We start from the raw sequence: 22,707 nt of genomic DNA on the forward strand, positions 1-22,707 counted from the left end.
TACGACTGTGCGAAATCGCTTTCAAGCAACTTCGAAAATGAACTCATGGGGGATGACATGACGAAGGCCTTGCTGCTGATCGATATCCAGAATGCCGTGCTCGAAGGCATGGGTGCTGACGACCGTGTGCCGGTGATCCAGCAAGCCTATGACGGCGTGACCAGGCGGCTGGCAGCGGTGCTCGGCAAAGCCCGGTCGGAAACCGTCCCAGTCATTATCGTCCAGCATGACGAGGCCGAGGGCGACCCGATCGCCAGGGGCAGCAAGGGCTGGGAAATCAGGGCGGAAGTGGCGCCCTTGCCGGGCGAACTGCTGATCAACAAGGAAGCCTGCGACGCCTTCTTCGAAACGCCGCTTGAGGCGGAACTGCGCAGCCGTGGCATCACCCATCTCGTCATCGGCGGCTGCGTCACGCCCTTCTGTATCGATACATCGGTGCGCCGCGCCGTCTCGCTCGGCTTCGATGTCACGCTGATATCCGACGGCCACATGAGCGGCGATAACGGCGTGCTCGGCTTCGAACAGATCATCGCGCATCACAATGCGGTACTCGGCGGCGTCGGCGCCGGCGCGCATGGCGTCAAGTTGTCGAAAGCCGCCGATATCAGCTTCTGACCGCACGCAGAAGCCGCCCCGGCGTCCAGCCGAGATTCATACCGGCGGCTGCGAGAAGGATGATCGCGGCACCGATCACCTGCAGCGGCTGCAGCGCGTGGCCGAAGGCAATGCGGTCGACGGCGATCGCCGCGATCGGATAGATGAAGGACAATGCGCCCGTCAGATGTGTCGGCAGCTTCTGGATCGCGCCGTAAAGCAGCACATACATCAGCCCCGTATGAACGACGCCCATGGTGACCAGCAGCGACCAGGTTGCAGGTGTCGCCGGCATGGCGGATAAGTCGGCGAAAGGCGCCAGCATCAGAATGCCGGTCGAAACCTGGATGAGCGCGATCAGATGCGGCGGCGTCCCCTTCAGCCATTTGGCCGCCAGCGCTGCCAGCGCATAGAAGAAGGCGGCCCCAAGCGCCAGCGCGACCCCCAGGCCGTAGCTGCCGCTGACGGCACCGCTATCCGGCTTCGCCTCGACGATCGCCATCATGCCCGCGAAGGCAAGCCCCAGCCAGAAAAGCTTGGTCCCGGTGATCTTCTCGCCGAGAAAGGCCGCGCCCAGAGCAAGCAGCATGAAGGGCTGGGTGTTGTAGACCGTCGTGGCGATCGAAATCGACGCATGCGAATAGGAGGCAAACAGCAGCAGCCAGTTCAGCACGATGGCGACGCCGCCGAAGACGGCGATACCGAAGCTTTTCAGCGACAGAAGCCGCGGATTGAGAAGCCCGAGCACAGCACAGATCAAGAGCAGGGTGATTGCCCCGAACAGGCAGCGCCAGAACACGACATTGCCGACCGGCTGGCCCGACATCACGACGAACCAGCCGATGCTGCCCGAAATCAGCATCGCCGCGGTCATTTCCGCGCTTCCGCGCCTGATCTCGCTCTGCATCGCAACTCTCCCTTGATGGAAGCGCAGATTATTGCGCAACCAGAGCCGTCTCTATATCGTGTGACACAAAAGGGAAGGATCTGGCCTAATAAATTTAGGCGAAGGAGGCGATGTGGCTAATTCTGATAGAATGGACGAAACGGACCAGAAGCTGCTGGATGCGCTTGCCGTCAATTCCCGCCTGTCGCTGAAAGAACTCGCCCAGGCGGCTGGCATGTCCTCGCCGAGCGCGGCCGAGCGTCTGCGGCGCCTGGAGGAGCGCGGCATCATCCGGGCCTTCACCATCGACATCGATCCGGCCGCACTCGGCTATCCCCTGCAGGCGATCGTCCGCGTCCGCCCGCTTCCAGGCCAGCTGCACATCGTCGAGAAGCTCATCCAGGAGATTCCCGAATTCATCGAATGCGACAAGGTGACGGGCGACGATTGCTTTATCGCCCGGCTGGTCGTGCGCTCGATGGGGGAGCTGGACGGCATCCTCGACAAGATCGCGGAACGCGCGGAGACCAACACGTCGATGATCAAGTCATCGCCGGTCAAGCGCCGCCTGCCGCCGGTCTGATCAGAAATCCGCCATCGGCGAAAGCATGGCCGGCGCATCCAGCGCCAGACCGTCCAGGCCGCGGATCATGAAATGTGTCCCATGCGCCGAAACCGGCGTGGGCTCGCCGTTCCAGCCAAGCTTGTCGGGGCGGAAGAATACCTCCAGCCGGTCAGGCCGAACACCGAGGCCGCCCAGAATGGCGGCCAGCGGTGGAATCGATGCGGCGAGCACGTCGAGTAGGATCAATGTCCCGCCATCGAGCTTCCAGGCGATAACGGCCGACAGCTGCTCTATGAAGGTGAGCCTCACATCGGGGTCGAGCTGTGTATTGATCAGGAACATCGCAGGGCTTGAGACCACGGCAAGCGCATCGGAGACCGGCTCGCGTCGTGCCAGCAGGTCCTGCAGCAAGGCGAGATCATCCGCATTGCCCGGATCGATCGATCGGCCCTGCGTTGCGAAAACAGGCGTCGGCGCATCGCCGCTGAAGCTGTGCATCGGCAACGTTCGGAAGCCATAGGGCTCATAGAGCGCCGGCTTGTCGGTGTAGAGCACGATGGCCTCGAAGCCTTGCGCTGCGCACCAGTCGAGCGCCTTCGTCGTCACATCACGATAAAGGCCGCGCCCGCGCCAAGGCGGCCGCACCGCGCCGGATTGCAGACCGGCCGCATTGATCCGGCGGCCGTTGATCACGAGAGGCATGGCGAAGGCCGAGAGATTGGCGGCCAGCGTCCCGTCCCCCGCGAACCAGCCGAACGGCATGCTTGTCGCATCCGGCCCGCCGAGCTGCATCAGCGGTCCGATGTCGATGCCGAACGTGTCATGGAGAAGCGAAACCAGCGCCCGCCACGCAGCGTGGTCGTCAAAATAATCCTGCCGGAAAGTGAGGCCCGTCGTGTCCGCCGCGGCGCTCATACGCCGGTGGAGCCGAAGCCACCCGCGCCGCGCGCCGTGGCGCTCGTCTCGGTGATTTCGGCAACGCGCACCTGGGTAACGGGCGCAATCACCATCTGGGCGATGCGCATGCCGCGGCTGATCTCGAAAGGCTCTTCGCCGAGATTGATCAGAAGAACCTTCACCTCACCGCGATAGTCGCTGTCGATGGTGCCGGGCGTGTTGAGGCAGGTGATACCGTTCTTGAAGGCAAGACCGGAACGCGGGCGGATCTGCGCCTCGAAACCGTCGGGCACTTCGAAGATGAATCCGGTCGGCACAAGCGCGCGCTTGCCCGGCGCCAGCGTCATCGGTGCGCCCTCATCGACGGCCGCGCGCAGGTCCATACCGGCGGCCCCCGATGTTTCGTACGAGGGCAGGTCCAGTCCTTCGCCATTTGCCAGGCGGACGAGGTTGAGCTTCGGGCGGAGGTCGCTTTGGATGTTCATAGGGGCATTACTTTGCGTCCGGCCGCCGAAGGTCAATTGCAAAGCCCGGCCTAAATCGCTAGATAGCCCGCAATTCCACAGGATTCACATGATGGCCGAAACACTCGCCGAGGCGGTCTCCCGCCGCCGCACATTCGCTATTATCGCGCACCCGGACGCGGGCAAGACGACGCTGACCGAAAAGCTGCTGCTTTTCGGCGGCGCCATTCAGCTCGCCGGTGAAGTCAAGGCAAAGAAGGACCGCATCCAGACGCGCTCCGACTGGATGAAGATCGAGCGCGAGCGCGGCATCTCGGTCGTCACCTCGGTCATGACCTTCGAATATGACGACAACGTCTTCAACATTCTCGACACGCCCGGTCACGAAGACTTCGCCGACGACACCTACCGCACGCTGACGGCGGTGGATGCCGCCGTTATGGTCATCGATGCCGCCAAGGGTATCGAACCGCGGACGCTGAAGCTTTTCGAAGTCTGCCGCATGCGCGACATCCCGATCATCACCTTCATCAACAAGATGGACCGCGAAAGCCGCGATCCCTTCGAAATTCTCGATGAAGTCGAAGAAAAGCTGGCGCTGGATACCGCGCCGGTCACCTGGCCGATCGGCCGCTCAAAGACCTTTTGCGGTTCCTACAATCTCGCGGCAAACACCGTTCGCGGTTCGGACACGGAGGTCGAGGGCACGCCGGTCAATGGACCGCAGAGTGTCGCCAACCGCCTGCCAGAAAACGAGCGTCAGGCCTTCATCGACGAGACGGAACTAGCGATCGAAGCCTGCCGCCCGTTCGACCGACAGGCCTTCCTCGAAGGCCATATGACGCCGGTCTTCTTCGGTTCGGCCTTGCGCAATTTCGGCGTTCGCGATCTCATCAACGCGCTCGGCGAGTTCGCTCCGCCGCCGCGCGATCAGGTGGCGGACATCCGCACCGTCCATGCCAATGAAGACAAGATGACCGCCTTCGTCTTCAAGATCCAGGCGAACATGGACCCGAACCATCGCGACCGCATCGCCTTTGCCCGCATCTGCTCCGGCAAGCTGGAGCGCGGCATGAAGGCGCGGCTAGCGCGTACCGGCAAGCAGCTAGGCCTAACCGCCCCGCAGTTCTTCTTCGCCTCGCAGCGCCAGCTGGCGGATACCGCCTACGCCGGCGATGTCGTCGGCATTCCGAACCACGGCACGCTGCGCATCGGCGATACGCTGACCGAAGGTGAAGCGCTGGTCTTTCAGGGCGTCCCGAACTTCTCGCCGGAAATCCTGCGCCGCGTGCGCCTCGAAGATGCGATGAAGGCAAAGAAGCTGAAGGAAGCGCTGCAGCAGATGGCCGAAGAAGGCGTCGTCCAGCTGTTCTCGCCGGAAGATGGCTCACCGGCGATCGTCGGCGTGGTCGGCGCCCTGCAGCTCGATGTTCTCAAGGAACGCCTGCAGCAGGAATATGGCCTGCCGGTCTCCTTCGAAATGTCGCGCTTCTCTGTGTGCCGTTGGGTCTCGTCGGAAAAGCCGGCCGAGCTCGACAAGTTCCTCACTGTCAAGCGCGGCGATATCGCCCGCGATCTCGACGGCGACCCGGTCTTCCTGGCGCAGGACAGCTTCTCGCTCCGTTACGAGTCCGAGCGCTATCCCGACATCAAGATGGACGCCATCAAGGAATATCACGTCGCCAAGGCGGCGTGATAGCAGCCGCGCGGGTCACTCCCCGCGCGGATAGCGCTTGCTTTCTTCCAGCACGTTAAGGTCCATATGGTTGCGCATGTAGCGCTCCGAGGCCTTCTGCAGCGGCTGGTAATCCCAGGGATAATAGGCGCCGTTGCGCAGCGCCTCGTAAACCACCCAGCGCCGCGCCTGGCTCTCGCGCACTGCGGCATCATAGGTCGGTAGACTCCAGCGGGCATCCGCCTGCGCCTTTAGCCGGCTCAACGCTTCCGCATGCCTAGGGTCTCCTGCGAGGTTGGTCAGCTCATGCGGATCGGCATCGAGGTCGAAAAGCATGGCCGGGTCGGCGTCGCAAAGCGACAGCTTGTAGCGGCCGTCGCGGATGGCGACGAGCGGCGTGATCGAGCCTTCCGCGGCATATTCCATCGGAACCGGGTTACGGCTGCCGGTGCCGTTGGCGAGCGGCGCCAGATCCTCGCCATCGGTCCATTTCTTCAATGAGGTGATATCGAGACCGGCAAGACCGGCGAGCGTCGGCGTCACGTCGAGCGTCGAGACCGGCTGCGTGATCAGCGCCGGCTCCCAGCCCGGAGCGCTGATCATCAGCGGCACCCGTGACGAGCCGTCGAAGAAGCACATCTTGAACCAGAGCCCACGCTCGCCGAGCATGTCGCCATGGTCCGAAACGAAGAGAATGATCGTATCCTCGGCCATCCGGCTGCGCTCGAGCACGTCGAGAATTTCGCCGACCTTCTCGTCGACATAGGAGATATTGGCGAAATAGCCGCGCCGCGCGCGCCGGATCTGCTCGGGCGTGATGTCGAAGGCCTTGTAGTCGCAGGCTTCGAGCAGGCGTTGCGAATGCGGATCGAGTTCGTCGAAGGGTAGGGCCGGGACCTCAGGGTCGAGTGCCGGGCAATCCTCGTAGAGGTCCCAGAATTTCCGCCGCGCCACATAGGGGTCGTGCGGATGGGTGAAGCTCACCGTCAGGCACCAGGGACGGTCGTCCTGGCGGCGTGAGAGGTCGTAGAGCTTGCGGGTCGCGTTATAGGCAACCTCGTCGTCATATTCCATCTGGTTGGTGATCTCGGCCACGCCGGCGCCGGTCACCGAGCCGAGATTGTGGTACCACCAGTCGATCCGCTCGCCGGGCTTCGTATAGTCGGGCGTCCAGCCGAAATCGGCCGGATAGATATCGGTTGTCAGCCGCTCCTCGAAGCCGTGCAATTGGTCCGGCCCGACGAAATGCATCTTGCCCGAAAGCGCCGTGTGATAGCCGGCCGCCCGCAGATGATGCGCATAGGTCGGGATATCAGAGGCGAATTCGGCGGCGTTGTCGTAGACGCGCGTGCGGCTCGGCAGCTGGCCGGACATGAAGGAGGCGCGGGCGGGCGCGCATAGCGGGCTTGCCGTGTAGCTGTTGGCGAAGCGCACCGAACGCTTGGCGAGCGCCTTCAGATGCGGCGCATGCAGGAAGTCCGCGGGACCATCAGGGAAGAAGGTGCCGTTGAACTGGTCCACCATGAGGATGAGGATATTCGGGCGCGTCATGCTGTTGTCCTGCCTGTGTTTCGAAGACCGTTGCGCTTCGCCTGCTATTCGATCATTTTATTGAACAACGGCTGTGCATCCTTGTGAAGCTGAATTCTTTCGATGCGTGACCAAAGGAATTTTTATGGCTGATCGGCCCGTCGATCTCGGATGGCTGCGCATTCTGGTTGAAGCCGGCAGGCTCGGTAACCTGTCGTCGGCGGCCGAGGCGCTAGGGCTCACGCAGCCTGCCGTCAGCTATCAGATCCGCCGTCTGGAGGAGCAGATGCGGGTCAGCCTGCTGGAGCGCCGTCATCGCGGCGTCGAATTGACGGCGGAGGGCCGGCGTCTCTTCGATATCGCCTCGCGCACGGTTGCGGATGTCGACACGCTGGTGCGCAGCTTCCGCAACGAGGCCGAGCGCCTGACGCTCCGCCTGCATACCGATTATGCCTTCTCCTCGCTCTGGCTGATCCCGCGCATGCATGCTTTCGGCCAGCGCCACCCCGGCCTCGATATCCAGATCGTCGCCACCCAGTTCGTCGATCGGCCGATGCCGGACCGCCATGATGCGGCGATCGTCTTCGGCAGCCGGCGCGATTTCGGCGCGCACGGCATCCTGCTGATGCCGGAAAAGGTCGTCCCGGTCTGCTCGCCGGGCTTCATGGCAAGACACGGGCCGTTCGGCGCGGCACACGAGCTGCCGGGAGCACGCCTGCTGCATCTCGACGTGCCCGGCGCTTCACCCTGGTTCGACTGGCCGAGCTATTTTGCCGAGCTCGGTCTGCGCCGTGACGGCTCGGCGGCGCCGGGTGAGATCAGCTTCAACACCTATTCGCTCGTCGTCCAGGCGGCCGTCGGCGAGCAGGGGGTTGCCATTGGCTGGATGGGCCTGGTGGATTCGCTGCTGGCCTCCGGCATGCTGGTCACCGCCGGACCGGCTCTGGAGGCGGCCGATCGCGGCTACTGGCTGATCCCGCCTCGCGAGAAGACTGCGGAGACGGAAAGCCTGGTGGAATGGCTGCAGGCCGAGGCGGCACACTGAAACGTCAGGCGCCGAGATCTTTCAGGAAATCCTTGCACCAGCGGGAGACGTCGAATTCCAGGAGATGATCCATCATCTTCTTCCAGCGCTCCTTCCGCTCGTCGAGCGGCATGCTGAGCGCCCGCGCCAAGGCATTGGCGGTTCCTTCGACATCGTAGGGATTGACGAGCAGCGCGCCCTTCAATTCGCGGGCCGCACCCGCAAAGCGCGACAGCACGAGAACGCCGGGATCGTCAGGATCCTGCGCCGCCACATATTCCTTGGCGACAAGGTTCATCCCGTCGCGCAACGGCGTCACCAGCCCGACACGGCCAAGACGGTAGAGCCCGGCAAGGATATGGCGGCCGACGGAGCGGTTGATATAGCGGATAGGCACCCAATCCACCGATCCGAGCGCGCCGTTCACCCGTCCGGCCTGTTCGGCGACGGTGCGCTGCATCGCCTCGTATTCCGGCACTTCGGAGCGGGATTTCGGGGTGATCTGCAGATAGGTCACATGCCCCTGCTGCGCCGGATTGGCCTTGATGAAGCTCTCGAAGGCGTCGATGCGCTGCGTCAGTCCCTTGGAATAGTCGAGCCGGTCGACACCGATGATCAGGCTACGTCCCTCGACGCTCTCGCGCGCCTTGCGCACCATGCTGTGGGTCGAGGACTTGCGGGCGAACTCGGCGAAGGCAGCGGTCTCGATGCCGATCGAATAGGCGCCGCCCTTGAATGTCCTGCCGTGCGAGCTGAAGCGCCCGCCACCAAGCTCGTCGCCGATCCCTTCGCGGCGCAGACAGCCGGCAAAGTTTTCAAGGTCATGATCGGTCTGGAAGCCGACGAGATCGTAATGCGAGAGGCCGCGCATGATCTCCTCGTGGACAGGCATGGTGAAGAGCACATCGGCCGGCGGCCAGGGAATGTGCAGGAAAAAGCCGATCTTGTTCTTCAGCCCCATCTGTCGCAGCTCGGCAGCGAGCGGGATCAGGTGATAGTCGTGCACCCATATGACATCGTCAGGCTTGATCAGCGGCGCCAGCCGGTGCGCGAAGAAACGGTTGACGCGGAAATATCCAGCCATCTCCTTGCGTCCATATTCGGCGAGATCCAGCCGGTAATGGCAGATCGGCCAGAGCACGCGGTTGGCAAAGCCGTGATAATATTCCTCGACATCGGTGTCGGTCAGGTCGGTCAGCGCATAGGTGATGTTGCCCTGCTGGATTTCCGCAAGCTTCTCCGGTTCCTGCTCACCGCTCGATTTCCCCGACCAGCCCATCCAGATGCCGCCGCGCTCTTCGAGCGCTGCCTTCAGCGCAACGGCAAGGCCGCCGGCAGGCGCAATTCCGCCCTTGTCGGGAACGGGAACGCGATTGGAAACGACGACGAGACGGCTCATGGTTCAGTCCTTTTCATGGAAATGGTTTTGATGCTCAAATGGTTGATGACGCCAGCCGGGCGACGACGCCGCGAAGGGCTGCCGCGGAGGCGATCGATGCTTTGGCTTCGCTTGCGGGCGAGAGCGGTCCGACGCGGATCGACAGGCCACCGAGAGGGTTGACCGCGCGGAACATCGCCTCGTCGGTCACATCGTCGCCGATGGCGATGGCGCGGCGGCCCTGGAAAGGCGGCTGCGCCAGGAAGGCTTCGACAGCATGTCCCTTGTCGGCGCTGGAAGGGCGGATCTCGATCACCATCTTGCCATGCTGCATGTGCCAATCAGGCCCGGCGCGGTCGAGCGCCTGCTGCATCAGCGGTTCGAGATCGATTTCCCGATCCGGCGCCAGCCGGTAATGCGCGGCAACAGCCGCTCCCTTGTCTTCGATGAGGACGCCAGGCCAGCCCTGTGTCTGGCGTACGAGATCGGCTTTCAGTGCCTCGAATTCCGCCGTTGCCTTGGCTGTCGTCACCGACCCGTCGGCGGCGCGGCGTTCGGCGCCGTGAAGCCCAGCGATCGGGAAGCGAAGCGGTGCAAACAACCGGTCGGCATAGGAAAGGCCCCGCCCGGTCACCAGCGCCAATGCGCCGCCAAGCCTTGCGGAAAGGGTTTCGAGCTGGCCGGGAAGTTCCGGCGGCACGACGATGCCGTCAGGCGTCTCCGCAAGGTCGAGCAGCGTGCCGTCGATGTCGAGAAACAGGGCCCACGAATCCGGAGCGCTGGTCAGCGCGGCAAAGATGGAGTCCTCGCCTGAAGCCGCATCCGGCTCCGCGATGACAAGCGGCTGCTTTTGATAGGACATGAGACCTATCTATGTCAGCGCTCCCAAGCGGCAACCCTATTTGTCCGGTCTCGAACCCTAGTCGCCTGGCTGGATGCCGCCGTTCTTGGCGTAGAATGCCTTCGCATCCGCCGTGAAAGCCGCCCGTTGGTCCGCATTGGTGTAGAACATGTGGCCGCCGCGATAGACGTCGAGCTGCACGCGATCCTTGGCAAGGCTTTGCGGCAGGTGATCGACGACATAGCGGCTGACGCCATAGGGCGTCACGAGATCGCTGTAGCCATGGGCTATCAGCAGATGAAAGCTCGGGTTCGATGCCAGGAGCTGCCGGATATCGCCGGTGACGCTCGCCTGCAGGCGCGATCCGCCGCCGCGTCCGCCCCATTCCCATTGCCGGTTCACATCGTTGTCGAGCAGCGAATAGGTCATCTCGGTCTTGAAGCCCAGTTCGTTGCGGGCGTAGTCGCTAAAGGCGCCGCCATAGGCGCGCGTGAATCCGTCGAGAATGGCGTCGTCGCCTCGATCGTAATCGGATTCAGGATAGGGATCGGGCGAGGCAAACCCGGCATCATAGGGGCTCATCACCTCGCCCTTTTCCTTGCCGGAATTCTTGGCAAAGACATTGCCGAGGAAACCGCGGCTGCGGGTCACGACATCTTCCGGAATTCCGGTCAGTCCGGAAACTTTGGCATAGAATGCCTTGGCCGCATCGCCGGAAGGCTCAGGCCCCACGAGGGTCGTCAGATAGTCTCCCAGCGCAAAGCGCTCGGCCTCAGTCTGTTTCTCCGCTGAGAAAGCGCCGCGCCGGTCCATCTCTGCGGCGGCGAGCGAGGGAAGTTCGAGAGCAGCGCCGAGAGCGAACTCGTCGGCATTGAACATCAGCTGCGCCTCAAGCAGCGGCGACAGCATGATCGCCCCGGCAACGATAATGCCCTGGCTCTCCTGCAGCGCCCCGGCCACCTTTGCGGCGCGGAAGCCGCCATAGCTCTCGCCGAGCAGATATTTCGGCGAGGCCGCACGGTTGTTGTGGGCGACGTAAAGGGCGATCGCCTTGGCAATGCTCTGCGCATCCGAGCCGACATTGTAGTAGTCCTTGGCGTCATCGGCTTTTGCCGTCCGGCTCCAGCCGGTGCCGATGGGATCGATCAACACGAGATCGGTGAAATCCAGCCAACTCTCGGGATTGTCGGTGAGCTTCGCGTGGGCGCCATCGCGCGCCTGCGGTCCGAAATCGAGGATACGCGGACCGACGAGGCCGAGATGCAGAAAGGCGGACGCGGCGCCCGGCCCGCCGTTGAAGGCAAAGGTAAGCGGCCGGTTCGGACCAGCATTCTTCGCGGTATAGGCGGTATAGAAGATCGCTCCGGTCTGGTTGCCGTCCTGGCCGAACAGATCGAGCGTCCCGGCCGTTGCCGTATAATCCAGTTTCCGGCCGCCGATCGTTGCCTCGTGCTCCGTGACGGCATCCTGCGGAAGCAGCTTGAGAACACCCGGCCGCTCCTCGGAAAAGGCCGGTGCGGCGGCAAGCGAGAGAGTAAGGGCAATGGTCAGCGTCAGCGAGCGCAACAGCAAATGATCTCCTCCGGCGGTAGGTAGAGCCTGAGATAGGGTATCATCCCCCGCCGTGGAGACTCATCAAGACATGGTGATCCCCGGGTGAGTGCAGCTCATCCCCCCGAGGTGAGCATAGCTCATCCCTGCGTGAGTTCATCCCCGCAGCAACCGCGATCAAGGCGTCTCGATCGTCCTCGCATTGACCTGCAGCGCGCGCCCGGCATTCCAGCCGTTGATGGCAGCGCCGAGGCCGAGGGCGATGAACAGGACCGCGCACCAGGCAAAGCTCCCCGTCCAACTGCGGATCATGCCGACGATCAGCGGGCCGATCGCCGCAAGCAGATAGCCGACGCATTGCGCCATGCCGGAGAGATGGGCCGCAACATGCGAGTCCTTCGAACGCAACACGATCGCCGTCATCGCCACCGCGATCAGTCCACCCTGGCCGACGCCCTGCAGCGCCGCCCAGAGCCAGACGGTGGAAAGCGGTGCAAACAGCAGGCCGAGGAGCGCAATGACGGCGACTGCGCAGAGTGAGGCATTGATCAGCTTTTGATCCTTGCCGCGTACGGCGATGTGTGGCGCCACCAGGCAGGCGGCGGCCTGCACCATGACCGACATCGAAACGATCGCACCGGCCGTGATGCCGTCGAGGCCGCGCTCACGCAGGATCGGAACCAGCCAGCCAAAAACGCAATAGGCGAGGGCCGATTGCAGGCCCATGAACAGCGTCACCTGCCAGGCAAGCCTGTCGCGCCACAGACCCTCGACGCGGAAGCCGCTGCGCTTGGCGACATTCTTGGTGCTGAGAACCTGTGGCAGCCAGATCAGTCCGACGACGACGGCCGGAACAGCCCAAGCGGCCAATGCGCCCGAAAGCGAACCGCCGAGCGCATGCTCGATCGGCAGTGTCAGGCCGGCGGCACTCGCCGCACCGGCACAAAGCGCCATCGTATAGCAGCCGGTCATCAGCGCGGCTCGATCTGCAAAGTCGCGCTTCACCAGACCCGGCAGCAACACGTTGCCGACCGCGATGCAGCCACCGGCGATCGCCGTGCCGAGAAACAGCAGCGGGATCGAGTCGAGCCCGCGCATCGCCGTTCCGAGCGCCAGAAGGAAGATGACGCCGAGCAAAGTTCGCTCTGAACCTATGCGCTGCGCCAGCCGCGGTGCCAGCGGCGAAAAGGCGCCAAGGCAGACGACAGGAAGCGTGGTCAGCAGGCTGGCGCCGAGCGGCGAAAGGCCAAGCCCGGAGCGGATTTCCGGCAGCAGCGCCGAGGCGCTGGAGAAGACGGGCCGCAGGTTGAAGGCGATCAATACGAGGCTGACACCGAGCAGGATACGCGCGGTCGATGACATCGCCGCGGGCGGCTGCACCGGCGGCACGCTGTCGGTTTCGGCATCGATCAGCTGTTCGCTCGCCGCATCGAAGGCGTGTGCGGCATCATTCAGGGGAGTGGTCATGACAGGAGCATCCGATCCAGTGCGGCGATCACGGGGGCCATGAAGCGGCGCACCGCCGCATCGGCCTTTTCGGGATCGCCAGTTTCGATGGCATCGATAATGGCGGCATGCGCCGGCATGTCAGGTTCGGGCACATCCTGCCCAAGCGTCGCTTCGATGGTTTCGGCAATCGACGCCGAGAAGAAGTCGTAAATCTCGATCATCGCGCGGTTCTGCGCGGCGGCGATGACCGCCTTGTGGAAGGCGAGATCGCGGGCAATGAAGGCGGCCTTGTCGCCGCCATCATAATTGCCGCGCTCTTCGAGCAGGGTTCGCAACCCGGCGATGACGGCGGGCGTTCGCCGGATGCTGGCAAGCCGGGCGGCCTCGACATCGAGCGCGCAGCGCGCCTCGAACTGGTCGCGAAGGCCCGCCCGCCGCGCCATGGTCAGCGGCATGCTGCTGTCGGTCGTCGAGAGAACGTAGGTGCCCGAACCCTGTCGGGTCTCGAGATAGCCCTGCGACACCAGAACGCGCACGGCCTCGCGCACCGTGCCGCGGCTGACGGAGAGCATGCCGCAGAGTGCCGTTTCGTTCGGCAGTTTGTCGCCGACGGCCCAGCGCTTGGCGAGGATCTCGCTGCGGATCGCCTCGATCGCGGTCTCGGCCAGATTGGTCTTGCTGAGAGGTTGCATGGTCATATTCATAAAGTCATCAGATGACTTTATGAATATGACCATGGGCTCATGCCGTCAAATGCTTTCTGCAGAAATGGAAAAAGGGCCGCTTTCGCGACCCTTTCCATGAGTTTGGCCTTGAACTGGCCGGACCGTCAGGCGGTCCTAGGAAGGCTGGCTTTAGAGCGAGGGCTGCCCCGCTTTCATCACCACTTCCAAGCCTGCTACAAAGACCGAAATCTCATTAGACATTGGATCACCTTCCTTTCGTTTCGTTGAACATGACTCAAAGGTAGGCTGATTCGGCCGCGATGCAAGAAAAAACCCGACGCCTACGGGCTGGAGCGCCTCATACTTTCGGACACCAAGGCGTAGCAGCAACAGGATTTCGAACGAAATCAGGATGATGGCACGCCCAATTGGGCCAGTGATTTTCACGAAGGAAAGCTGTGAGCTACGCAAAGTGATCGCCGGAAGCGTCAACAATCCGTCATAAAGCCTTGCCACTCCCACAACCCTTAAGTTTTTATTCACCACGACGCCCGACAATCGGACCTCGTGTTTTCGGGCATTTTCTGCCGCCAAGACGGCAGGCTGGAGCAAAGAGCATGTGTCGCTGGGCAGCCTATCGCGGAGACCCCCTCTATCTGGAGGAGCTGGTATCCTCGCCCGCGCATTCTCTGATCGAACAATCTCACTGCGCCACCCGCGCCAAGACTGCCACCAACGGTGATGGCTTCGGCATTGCCTGGTATGGCGACCGGCCGGAGCCGGGGCGCTACCGCGACATCCTGCCGGCTTGGTCGGATTGCAATCTGAAGAGTCTGGCGCGGCAGATCCGCTCGCCGCTCTTTCTCGCGCATGTGCGCGCGGCGACCGGCGGCGGCACCCGCCGCGACAATTGCCATCCCTTTACGCACGAAAACTGGTCCTTCATGCATAACGGCCAGATCGGCGGTTTCGAGCGCCTGCGCCGCGCAATGGAAGCCATGCTCGACGACGAGCTTTTCAATGCGCGCAGTGGCACGACGGACTCGGAACTGATGTTCCTGCTCGCCATGCAGTTCGGCCTGCGCCAGGCGTCTGTCTCTGCCATGTCGGAAATGGTGAGCTTCGTCGAAAGCCTCTCGGAAAACGTTCTCGGCAGCGTCCACCTGCGCTTCACCGCGGCTTTCTCCGACGGCAAGTCGCTCTACGGCATTCGCTACGCCACGGATCGCAAGGCGCCGACGCTCTATGCCTCGCCGATGCGCGACGGCCACTGCCTCGTCTCCGAACCGCTGAATGACGATGTCGATGCCTGGGCCGAAATCCCCGATGGCAGCGCCGTGACGATCAACGAAACAGGCATTCATGTCGTGCCGTTCCGGCCGGAACAGCGCGCCACGAACAAGGCCGATATCGCTATCCCTGCCTGAGCCGCTCGGCGATCACCGCCGCCAGCCTATCGGCCACCTCTTCCTTCGCCATATCGGGCCATTGCTCGATACCGCCGCGGCTGATCAGCTTCACGCTGTTGCGCGTTCCGCCCATGATGGCGGTTGCCGGAGAGACGTCGTTGGCGACGATCATGTCGGCGCCCTTGCGCTCCAGCTTGGTCTTGGCATTGTTCTCGACATCCTGCGTCTCGGCGGCGAAGCCGACGACGAGCTTCGGCCGCATCGTGTGATGGCCGACGGTTTTCAGGATGTCCGGGTTTTCGGTGAGCGCCAGCGTCGGAATGGATTCGCCCGGCTGCTTCTTGATCTTCTGGTCGGCAGCTGAGCCCACACGCCAGTCGGCGACAGCCGCTACCATCACGGCTATATCCGCAGGCAAGGCAGCCAGAACCGCGTCGCGCATCTCCTCGGCACGCTCGACATGGATGGTCTTCACGCCCACCGGATCGGCAATCGTCACCGGTCCGGAAACAAGCGTCACATCGGCGCCGAGCTTCGCCAGCGCCGCGGCGATCGCATGGCCCTGACGTCCCGACGAGCGGTTGGCGATATAGCGCACCGGGTCGATCGGCTCATGGGTCGGCCCAGACGTCACGACGGCCTTGCGCCCCGCCAGCGGTTTGGGGCCATCGTCCAGCAGCGCCTCGGCAGCAGCGACGATCTCCAGCGGTTCGGCCATGCGGCCGGTGCCCGCCTCGCGGCTTTCCGCCATCTCGCCGGCCATCGGCCCGATCATCCGGATGCCGTCGGACGCGAGGGTCGCGACGTTGCGCTTCGTCGCCGGATGCGCCCACATGCGCGGGTTCATCGCCGGTGCGGCAAGCACGGGCTTGTCCGTCGCGAGCAGAATGGTCGAGGCGAGATCGTCGGCAAGGCCGTTCGCCATCTTCGCCAGAAGATCGGCGGTCGCAGGCGCGATCAGCACCAGGTCGCAATCGCGTGCCAGCCGGATGTGGCCGACATCCTGCTCGTCCTGCCGGGAGAAGAGATCGGTGAAGACATGATCGGCCGCCAGCGCGCCGACGGCGAGCGCTGTCACGAATTCCTGCGCGCCCGATGTCATGACGGGACGCACCGAAGCGCCGCGCTCGCGCAATCTGCGGATCAGATCGAGGCTCTTATAGGCTGCGATACCGCCCGAGATGATAAGCAGGATGCGTTTGCCGCTGAGAGCCATTGCCTTCTACCCGTCGTTTTGTTGTTGCGGTGAGCCTAAGCCTTTGGCGAATAACATGCAATGCGTGCAGCGCTCAGTGCGCCCGCCGCCCGCGCGCCGGCGTGAAGATGGCGATCGCCAGCCCGACGCCCGCAAGCTGCAGGATCGAGCCGCCGGCCTCGGCGAGCGTCGGCAGCCGCTGCTCGAAGAGGAAGCCGAAGATCAGGCCGAACACCGTCTCGGCGACGATCAGCTGCGCGGCCAGCGCCAGCGGCAGCCGCTTGGAAGCGATCATCCACAGCAGCGTCGCGAGCCACGCCCCGGCAAGTCCCATGATCAGCGACCAGAGAATGAAGCGCCAGAGCTCGGCCGCGGTGAAGACGATATCGGTGCCGGCGGAGGTGAAGGGGATGAGCACGAGGCAGCCGAGCCCTGCGCCGATGCCCTGCAATCCGGTCCATTGCAGAATGTCGGGCGCGTCGGGCGATTGCATCGCGGCGGTGCTGGCGAGGCCGTAGATCACCCACAGGATCAGCCCGATCATCGCCGAGCCGATGCCGAGCAGGATCGCGCCCTGATCGCCCGATGGCGTCGTCGCGAAGATCGACAGATTGACCCAGCCGATGCCGATCGCGATCAGGATCAAAGGCAGTGCCAGCAGCCGCCAGGGCACCGAGCGGTCACGCAGATTGGCGATGACGGCGAGAAGCACCGGCATGGTGCCGATGACGAGCGGCGGGATGGCAGCGCCCGCCAGCCGAACCGCATAGGCGACGCTGACGAAGTAGCCGACATAGCCGATACCGCCAAGCAGCAGCGCTGTGATCGCCATGCGCGGCTGGATGTTCTTCGGCCGGAAGCGCGGGCTGACCATCAGCACGATGCTCGCCAGCGCAAACAAACCATATCGGGTCACCGTCAGGTCCATGGTGCTGAAGGGCGCGATGGCGCGCGGCACGACGAAGGTCAGTCCCCACAAGGCGCATGTGGCGAGGCCGCAGAGAATACCGAGAAGCATGGAACACCCGAGGCGAAACCGCCGGACGATGAAGTGATTGGATGCCTTCTTGATAGGCCGCGGGCATCGGCCAAACAAGTCTCAGCCGCGACATCTAGCCGATGATTTCGACACAGAAATCGATGAAGGCGCGAACCTTGGCCGGCACATGATGACGGGACGGATAGAAGCAATGCAGCGGGAAGGTCTCGTCCGGCCAATCCGGATAGAGATCGACCAGCTGCCCGCTGTCGAGATAGGGCTTCATGCCGAGCGAGAAGACCTGGGCAATGCCGATCCCGGCAAGGCAAGTCGCGAGCGTCGTGCCGGCATCGTTGACGAGGACGCGGCCGCGCGTCTCGATCGGCACCACCTTGCTTCCACGCCTGAGCTCCCATTTGAAAGGCCTGCCGGTCAGCGGATCCTGATACTGGATGCAGGTGTGATCGGCGAGATCGGCCGGCACCTTCGGCGTGCCATGTTTCGCGAGATAGGATGGAGCTGCGACCGTGATCACCCGTGTGCGAAACAGCTGGCGGGCAATCAGCGAACTCTTCGCGGGAATCTCTCCAAAGCGCACGGCAACATCCATGCCGTCGGCCACGAGATCGCCGATCTCGTTGCGCGTCACCACCTCGATCTGCAGGTCGGGATAGCGGTCGAGAAAGAGGCCGAGCTTCGGCGCCAGGATCAGTCTGGAGAAATAAGGATCGACATTGATCCGCAGCCGCCCGCGCACCGCCTGCGTCGTTCCGGCGGCATAGGCGGCCGCTTCCTCGATGCCGCCAAGCAGCGGCACCACCTGCTCGTAGAAGCGCGCGCCGTCATCGGTCAACCGCAATGACCGCGTCGTCCGGTCGAGCAGGCGTACGCCGATCCGGCTCTCGAGCCGCGCCACCGCCCGGCTGACCCCCGATGCCGTCAGCCCCAGTGCCTCGGCTGCCCGTGCAAAGCTGCCGCTCTCGACCACGGCGGCCAGCACGCTGACCCCATTCAGCAATCGTCCGTCAAACATCATTCAATTCCTGATTTTTAGTCATGAATTATCTGACAAAAGCGCAATTCAGTCAAAGGCGGCTTTGGCGCATCTTCTAGTCATCGCGGCACAGGCCGCTGTCAGAAGGAGTTCGAACATGTTTGCTGTAACCGGAGTAACGGGCCAGGTCGGCGCCGTCGTCGGGGAGAAATTGCTGGTGCGCGGATTGCCCGTGCGCGCCGTCATGCGCAATGAGGAGAAGGCAGGAAGCTGGCGCGAACGCGGTGCCGAAATAGCGATCGCCGAGATGACGGATGCAGCGGCGCTTGCTGATGCCTTTGCCGGAGCGGAAGCCGTTTTCCTGTTGATCCCGCCGGCCTTCGATCCGGCACCGGGCTTTCCGCAGGCAAAGCTCATCATCGAAGCTTTGAAGACAGCTCTGGTGAAGGCGGCGCCGAAGAAGGTCGTCTGCCTGTCCACGATCGGCGCTCAGGCAAAGGAAGAAAATCTGCTGACGCAACTCGGCCTCGTCGAGCAGGCTCTGTCTGAACTGCCCATGCCGGTCGCCTTTCTGCGCGCCGGCTGGTTCATGGAAAACTCGGTGTGGGATATCGCCCCGGCGCGGGACGGCGTGATGCCGAGCTTCCTGCAGCCGCTGGATAAGCCCGTTCCAATGGTGGGCGTTCGCGATGTCGGCGCCGTTGCCGCCGAAATGCTGCAGGAGGACTGGACCGGCAAGCGCATCGTCGAGCTCGAAGGTCCCTACCGCATCACGCCGCTGCAGATGGCCGAAGCCTTTTCTACGGTGCTCGGCCGTCCGGTGCATGCCGAGAAGGTCGAGCGGGATGCGTGGGAGGCCCTGTTCCGCAGCCAGGGCATGCAAAACCCCGGACCCCGCATGCGCATGCTCGATGGCTTCAATGAAGGCTGGATCGAGTTCGAGGGCGGCGAGGCCGGATCGCGCAAGGGCGGGACCACCTTCGAAACCGCCATCCGCGCGCTGGTAGAACGCGGTTGATGAAAAAGGCCGCGGCAGATCAGTGCCGCGGCCTTCTTGGTCTTAGAGATTGCTCATCCCGCCATCGATGATCAGTTCGCTACCCACGATATAGGCGGCTTCATCGGATGCCAGGAAGATGATGGTCTTGGCGACCTCGGAGGGCTCGCCGAAGCGTCCGGTGGGGATCTGGCTCTGGATATGCGAGGTCATCGCCTTGGACTCGGCTTCCGAGCTGCCGAGCTTGCTGTAGAGAGGCGTGGCAATCGGGCCGGGGCTGACGGCGTTGACGCGGATGCCGCGGCCGATGAGTTCGCCGGACAGCGTTTTCGCCAATGTCAGCAAAGCGCCCTTGGTCAGCGAATAGACGCTGGAGTTTGGCATGCCGATATGGGCGTTGATCGAGGTGTTCAGAACGATCGCCGCGCCCTTCGCAAAGAGCGGCAGCAGCGCCTGGATCAGGAAGAACGGTCCCTTCACATTGATGGCAATCGACTTGTCGAAAGCCGCTTCCGTCCACTGCTCGAGCGGATTGAATTCGGCAATACCGGCATTGACGAAGAGAATGTCGAGATGGCCGAAGGCATTCTTGATGGCATCGGCGACAGCCTTCTGGCCATCGGCGTTGCCTGCATCGGCCTGGATGACCAGCGCCTTCTCACCCAATTCCTTGCGGGCGTTTTCGACGCTCGCGGCGCTGCTGCCGGTGATGGCGACGCGGGCGCCTTCAGCGATGAACTGGCGAGCGGTCTCAAGGCCGATACCGCTGGTGCCGCCGGTGATGAGGGCGGTCTTATTTGCAAGGCGTGACATGATGATGGTCCTTTGGGTGGGGGCTGACGCGCCGGATATTCATACGAAAATGGAAGGCGCGACCATCCCTTCTTTCGAAGAATGCGGATGATCGCGCCCGTTCGTCAGGTGCGGGTGATCGATGCGCCGCCATCGACCAGCGAGGCAGTACCGGTCACGAAGCTCGAATCGTCGGAAGCGAGGTAGAGAACCGAGCGGGCAAGCTCTTCCGGGGTGGCGACACGCTTCAGGGCGTGCAGGTTGGTGACGAAGCCCTTCTTGTCAGGCGTGTCGTTCATTTCGCGATACATGTCGGTATCGACCGCGCCCGGCAGCACAGAGTTGACGCGCACATTCTGCGGGCCGTATTCGGCGGCAAGCGCCTGGGTCAGGCCGATCAGGCCGGACTTGCTGGCGGCGTAAGCGGCAACACCCGGGAAGGCGAAACTGTAGCCGACGAAGGTCGAGGTGAAGATCACCGAGCCGCCGCCATGCTTTGTCATTTCGGCGATCTGGTGCTTGGCTGCCAGGAACGATGCCGTCAGGTTGATCGTCAGCGTGTCGGCAAAGCCGGCTTCAGAAACCTCGGTGCTGGGGCCGGCCTCGCCGAGCGTACCGGCATTGTTGAAGGCGATGTCGAGCTTGCCGTAATTGGCAACGGCGGCAGCGACCAGCGCCTTGTGATAATCTTCCGAGCGGACGTCACCGGCAACGGCAACGGCTTCGCCACCGTCGGCCTTGATCTCGGCGACGAGGCTTTCGAGTTCAGCCTGGCGGCGGGCGCCGACGACAACCTTTGCGCCTTCGGCGGCAAAGAGCTTGGCCGTCGAGCGGCCTATACCGGAGCTAGCGCCGGTGACGATTGCGACTTTGTTGTTCAGGCGGTTCATTGTTCCATCTCCTTGTTGCGGGGTGTTGTGCCCCTTCGATGAGTGGAAGATGGCATTTTCTTTTCGTTCGGATTAGTCTCCAAGTAGTGGAACTCGAATTCGGAAATACCGAACGATGATCAGGATTGAGGGGATCGCGGCTTTCGTCGCGGTGGTGGAGGCAGGATCGGTCAGCGAGGCGGCCAGACGCCTGCGATTGTCGAAGTCGGTGGTCAGCGAAAGGCTCGCCGAGCTGGAGAAAACCCTCGGCGGCACGCTGCTCCACCGCACGACCCGCAAACTGACACTGACGGAGGATGGGACGGCCTTTCTGGAGCGGGCGCTTCGCATCATCCACGAGATCGATGAAGCCTCGGCTTCCATGGCCGAACGCCGCGGCACGCTTGCCGGGCCGCTGCGGATCGCCGCCCCGGTCACCTTCGGGCGCATGCATCTCGGGCCCGCCCTCTATCCCTTTCTGGCGGAGCACCCGGAAATATCGCTGACGCTCGATATCGACGACCGCCGCGTCGATGCCGCATCGGAAGGCTATGACGCGATCATCCGCAACGGGCCGATAGCCGATTCCCGCCTGGTCGCCTGGAAGCTGGCGCCGAGCCGCCGGATGCTAGTCGCCTCGCCTACTTACCTCGCAAAGGCCGGCATTCCGCGCACGCTCGCAGATCTGCAGGAGCATCGCGGTCTCTTCTACACCAACCGCGGTGTTGCCGACTGGCGCTTCCAGACGGCCGATGGCACGGAGGTCGTTCGCGCGCATCTTTCCATGGGCATGAACAATGGCGACATGCTGCGCGATGCAGCAATCGCCGGCCTCGGCATCGCGTTGCTTCCGGCCTTCATCGCCGGACCGGCGATCCGCGAGGGCAGCCTTGCGGAGATCGATGTGGGCGAGAAGCCGGAGCCGGAATTCATCTATATGGCGCATCCCGAGGGCCGGAACCCCTCGGCAAAACTGCGCGCCATTGCCGATCACCTGCGCAAGGCCTTCGGCGATCCGCCCTATTGGGAGCGCCGCTAGAGAAGGCTCATGAGGTTCTCGGTCACCGGCGACCGCTGCGTCTTCAGCACAGCAAGTGCCAGCCGCGCAACGGCAGGCGGTCCTTCGATCGGCCGGTAGGCGACGCCATCGAGCTTGATCTGCGCGATCGACTCCGGAACGATCGAGACGCCGAGCTCGGCGGCAACCAGATTGACCACCGACGAAATCTGCGGCGCCTCCTGCGCCACGGTGAGCTCGAAGCCGGCCTTGCGGCACGCGAGCACCACATCGTCGAAAAGACTGAGACCGACCAGCCGCGGGAAGAGGATGAACGGCTCCGTTGCCAGCAGCGCCAGTGGCAAAGTCTCGCGCTTCGCCAATGGATGGCTTGCGGGCAGGGCAACGACCATCGGCTCGTCGGCCAGCCGCTTCAGCCGCACGCCGGGCGGATCGTCGAGGCTCGGCCGCATGAAGGTGGCGTCGAGCGCGCCGCGATGCAGTTTTTCCATCAGCGACAGCGTATTGAGCTCCGTGAGCGACAACCGCACATCCGGCCATTGCGCCTGAAAGCGCCGGATCGTGGCGCTGACAACAGGATTGAAAGCCGAGGACGCCGTGAAGCCAAGCGCTAGGCGCCCTGTCTCGCCGCGATTGGCGCGCTGTGCCGCAAGCTTCGCCTTCTCTGCGGAGGCGAGCGACGCCTTGGCTTCGGTCAGGAATGCCTCACCGGCCGCCGTCAGTTCCGCGCCATGCGGCACGCGATGGAAGAGCGCCGCCCCGATCTCCGCCTCCAGATCGCGGATCTGCTGGCTGAGCGGTGGCTGCCCGATGCCGAGCTTCGCCGCCGCCCGCGTGAAATTCGCCTCTTCGGCCACTGCAAGAAAGTAGCGAATGTGCCGAAGCTCCATGCCCGGTATCTCCAAAACATATTGAGAATGACAGTTCCATATATT

23 protein-coding genes are annotated in these 22,707 nt (G+C 63.4%); 7 read left to right on the top strand and 16 right to left on the bottom strand.

Annotation, left to right across the window (positions count from 1 at the left end; all coding sequences use genetic code 11):
- Positions 1-57: 57 nt before the first annotated feature.
- Complete coding sequence (locus ACODR6_RS14105) at positions 58-615, top strand: cysteine hydrolase family protein (RefSeq protein ID WP_203429729.1); 558 nt, start codon at positions 58-60, stop codon at positions 613-615.
- On the opposite strand, the gene ACODR6_RS14110 is transcribed toward ACODR6_RS14105, so the two are convergent.
- Positions 605-1,501 carry a DMT family transporter gene (locus tag ACODR6_RS14110; protein ID WP_489022707.1) on the bottom strand — a complete coding sequence of 299 codons (897 nt, stop codon included), beginning with the start codon at positions 1,499-1,501 and terminating at the stop codon, positions 605-607. The two genes, ACODR6_RS14105 and ACODR6_RS14110, sit on opposite strands and share 11 nt — an antisense overlap.
- Before the next feature lie 130 nt (positions 1,502-1,631).
- Between ACODR6_RS14110 and ACODR6_RS14115 the strand changes: the two genes are divergently transcribed.
- On the top strand, positions 1,632-2,063 hold the full coding sequence (locus tag ACODR6_RS14115; RefSeq protein WP_449098586.1) for an Lrp/AsnC family transcriptional regulator: 432 nt from the start codon (positions 1,632-1,634) through the stop codon (positions 2,061-2,063).
- Here the strand turns inward: ACODR6_RS14115 and ACODR6_RS14120 are convergent, their stop codons facing one another.
- Together ACODR6_RS14120 and dut are read right to left on the bottom strand one after the other, a co-directional pair.
- Positions 2,064-2,960, bottom strand: a complete 897-nt coding sequence (locus tag ACODR6_RS14120; RefSeq protein WP_489022708.1) for a GNAT family N-acetyltransferase — start codon at positions 2,958-2,960, stop codon at positions 2,064-2,066.
- Positions 2,957-3,427, bottom strand: coding sequence for a dUTP diphosphatase (gene dut, locus ACODR6_RS14125; protein WP_130279250.1), 471 nt, complete (start codon positions 3,425-3,427; stop codon positions 2,957-2,959). The genes ACODR6_RS14120 and dut overlap by 4 nt, the downstream gene beginning before the upstream one ends.
- A 91-nt stretch (positions 3,428-3,518) precedes the next feature.
- Between dut and ACODR6_RS14130 the strand changes: the two genes are divergently transcribed.
- A complete protein-coding gene (locus tag ACODR6_RS14130) occupies positions 3,519-5,102 on the top strand; it encodes a peptide chain release factor 3 (protein ID WP_130279249.1) in 1,584 nt (527 codons plus the stop codon).
- 15 nt (positions 5,103-5,117) lie between these two features.
- Here ACODR6_RS14130 and betC read toward each other — a convergent pair whose 3' ends face one another.
- Complete coding sequence (betC, locus tag ACODR6_RS14135; RefSeq protein ID WP_489022709.1) at positions 5,118-6,632, bottom strand: choline-sulfatase; 1,515 nt, start codon at positions 6,630-6,632, stop codon at positions 5,118-5,120.
- A 124-nt stretch (positions 6,633-6,756) separates the two neighbouring features.
- On the opposite strand from betC, the gene ACODR6_RS14140 reads away from it, so the two are divergent.
- On the top strand, positions 6,757-7,656 hold the full coding sequence (locus ACODR6_RS14140) for a choline sulfate utilization transcriptional regulator (RefSeq protein WP_489022710.1): 900 nt from the start codon (positions 6,757-6,759) through the stop codon (positions 7,654-7,656).
- Positions 7,657-7,660: 4 nt separating this feature from the next.
- Here the strand turns inward: ACODR6_RS14140 and otsA are convergent, their stop codons facing one another.
- From otsA to ACODR6_RS14170, 6 genes are all read right to left on the bottom strand, one after another.
- A complete protein-coding gene (gene otsA, locus ACODR6_RS14145; protein WP_130279246.1) occupies positions 7,661-9,034 on the bottom strand; it encodes an alpha,alpha-trehalose-phosphate synthase (UDP-forming) in 1,374 nt (457 codons plus the stop codon).
- A 34-nt stretch (positions 9,035-9,068) separates the two neighbouring features.
- A complete protein-coding gene (gene otsB / locus ACODR6_RS14150) occupies positions 9,069-9,875 on the bottom strand; it encodes a trehalose-phosphatase (protein ID WP_489022711.1) in 807 nt (268 codons plus the stop codon).
- A gap of 57 nt (positions 9,876-9,932) precedes the next feature.
- Positions 9,933-11,426 (bottom strand): S10 family peptidase, encoded by a 1,494-nt coding sequence (locus tag ACODR6_RS14155; protein ID WP_489022712.1) that lies wholly within the window; start codon positions 11,424-11,426, stop codon positions 9,933-9,935.
- A 156-nt stretch (positions 11,427-11,582) separates the two neighbouring features.
- The gene (locus ACODR6_RS14160; protein ID WP_489022713.1) at positions 11,583-12,872 is read right to left on the bottom strand and encodes a CynX/NimT family MFS transporter; all 1,290 of its coding nucleotides are present in this window, start codon (positions 12,870-12,872) and stop codon (positions 11,583-11,585) included.
- Complete coding sequence (locus ACODR6_RS14165; protein WP_489022714.1) at positions 12,869-13,546, bottom strand: FadR/GntR family transcriptional regulator; 678 nt, start codon at positions 13,544-13,546, stop codon at positions 12,869-12,871. Before ACODR6_RS14165 ends, ACODR6_RS14160 begins: the two co-directional genes overlap by 4 nt.
- A 162-nt stretch (positions 13,547-13,708) precedes the next feature.
- A complete protein-coding gene (locus ACODR6_RS14170; protein WP_489022715.1) occupies positions 13,709-14,077 on the bottom strand; it encodes a hypothetical protein in 369 nt (122 codons plus the stop codon).
- Positions 14,078-14,136: 59 nt separating this feature from the next.
- Between ACODR6_RS14170 and ACODR6_RS14175 the strand changes: the two genes are divergently transcribed.
- The gene (locus ACODR6_RS14175) at positions 14,137-14,946 is read left to right on the top strand and encodes a class II glutamine amidotransferase (protein ID WP_489022716.1); all 810 of its coding nucleotides are present in this window, start codon (positions 14,137-14,139) and stop codon (positions 14,944-14,946) included.
- Here ACODR6_RS14175 and coaBC read toward each other — a convergent pair.
- The 3 genes from coaBC to ACODR6_RS14190 all read right to left on the bottom strand — a co-directional run bounded on the left by coaBC (position 14,933) and on the right by ACODR6_RS14190 (position 18,135).
- Positions 14,933-16,144 (bottom strand): bifunctional phosphopantothenoylcysteine decarboxylase/phosphopantothenate--cysteine ligase CoaBC, encoded by a 1,212-nt coding sequence (gene coaBC, locus ACODR6_RS14180; protein ID WP_489022717.1) that lies wholly within the window; start codon positions 16,142-16,144, stop codon positions 14,933-14,935. The genes ACODR6_RS14175 and coaBC overlap by 14 nt on opposite strands.
- Positions 16,145-16,217: 73 nt before the next feature.
- Entirely contained in the window at positions 16,218-17,141 is a 924-nt protein-coding gene (locus ACODR6_RS14185; protein WP_489022718.1) for a DMT family transporter, read from the bottom strand.
- A gap of 94 nt (positions 17,142-17,235) precedes the next feature.
- Positions 17,236-18,135 carry a LysR family transcriptional regulator gene (locus ACODR6_RS14190; protein WP_489022719.1) on the bottom strand — a complete coding sequence of 300 codons (900 nt, stop codon included), beginning with the start codon at positions 18,133-18,135 and terminating at the stop codon, positions 17,236-17,238.
- 118 nt (positions 18,136-18,253) lie between these two features.
- Between ACODR6_RS14190 and ACODR6_RS14195 the strand changes: the two genes are divergently transcribed.
- Positions 18,254-19,114: an NmrA family NAD(P)-binding protein gene (locus tag ACODR6_RS14195; RefSeq protein ID WP_489022720.1), complete on the top strand. Its 861-nt coding sequence runs from the start codon at positions 18,254-18,256 to the stop codon at positions 19,112-19,114.
- Between the two features lie 42 nt (positions 19,115-19,156).
- Here the strand turns inward: ACODR6_RS14195 and ACODR6_RS14200 are convergent, their stop codons facing one another.
- Both ACODR6_RS14200 and ACODR6_RS14205 read right to left on the bottom strand, forming a co-directional pair.
- Positions 19,157-19,906 (bottom strand): SDR family oxidoreductase, encoded by a 750-nt coding sequence (locus ACODR6_RS14200; RefSeq protein WP_130279236.1) that lies wholly within the window; start codon positions 19,904-19,906, stop codon positions 19,157-19,159.
- A gap of 104 nt (positions 19,907-20,010) precedes the next feature.
- Positions 20,011-20,775: an SDR family oxidoreductase gene (locus ACODR6_RS14205; protein ID WP_489022721.1), complete on the bottom strand. Its 765-nt coding sequence runs from the start codon at positions 20,773-20,775 to the stop codon at positions 20,011-20,013.
- Positions 20,776-20,890: 115 nt separating this feature from the next.
- Between ACODR6_RS14205 and ACODR6_RS14210 the strand changes: the two genes are divergently transcribed.
- Complete coding sequence (locus ACODR6_RS14210; RefSeq protein WP_489022722.1) at positions 20,891-21,793, top strand: LysR family transcriptional regulator; 903 nt, start codon at positions 20,891-20,893, stop codon at positions 21,791-21,793.
- On the opposite strand, the gene ACODR6_RS14215 is transcribed toward ACODR6_RS14210, so the two are convergent.
- A complete protein-coding gene (locus tag ACODR6_RS14215; RefSeq protein WP_489022723.1) occupies positions 21,790-22,662 on the bottom strand; it encodes a LysR family transcriptional regulator in 873 nt (290 codons plus the stop codon). The two genes, ACODR6_RS14210 and ACODR6_RS14215, sit on opposite strands and share 4 nt — an antisense overlap.
- Positions 22,663-22,707 lie beyond the last annotated feature (45 nt).

The sequence above is a fragment of the Rhizobium sp. FG96 genome (assembly GCF_057808655.1).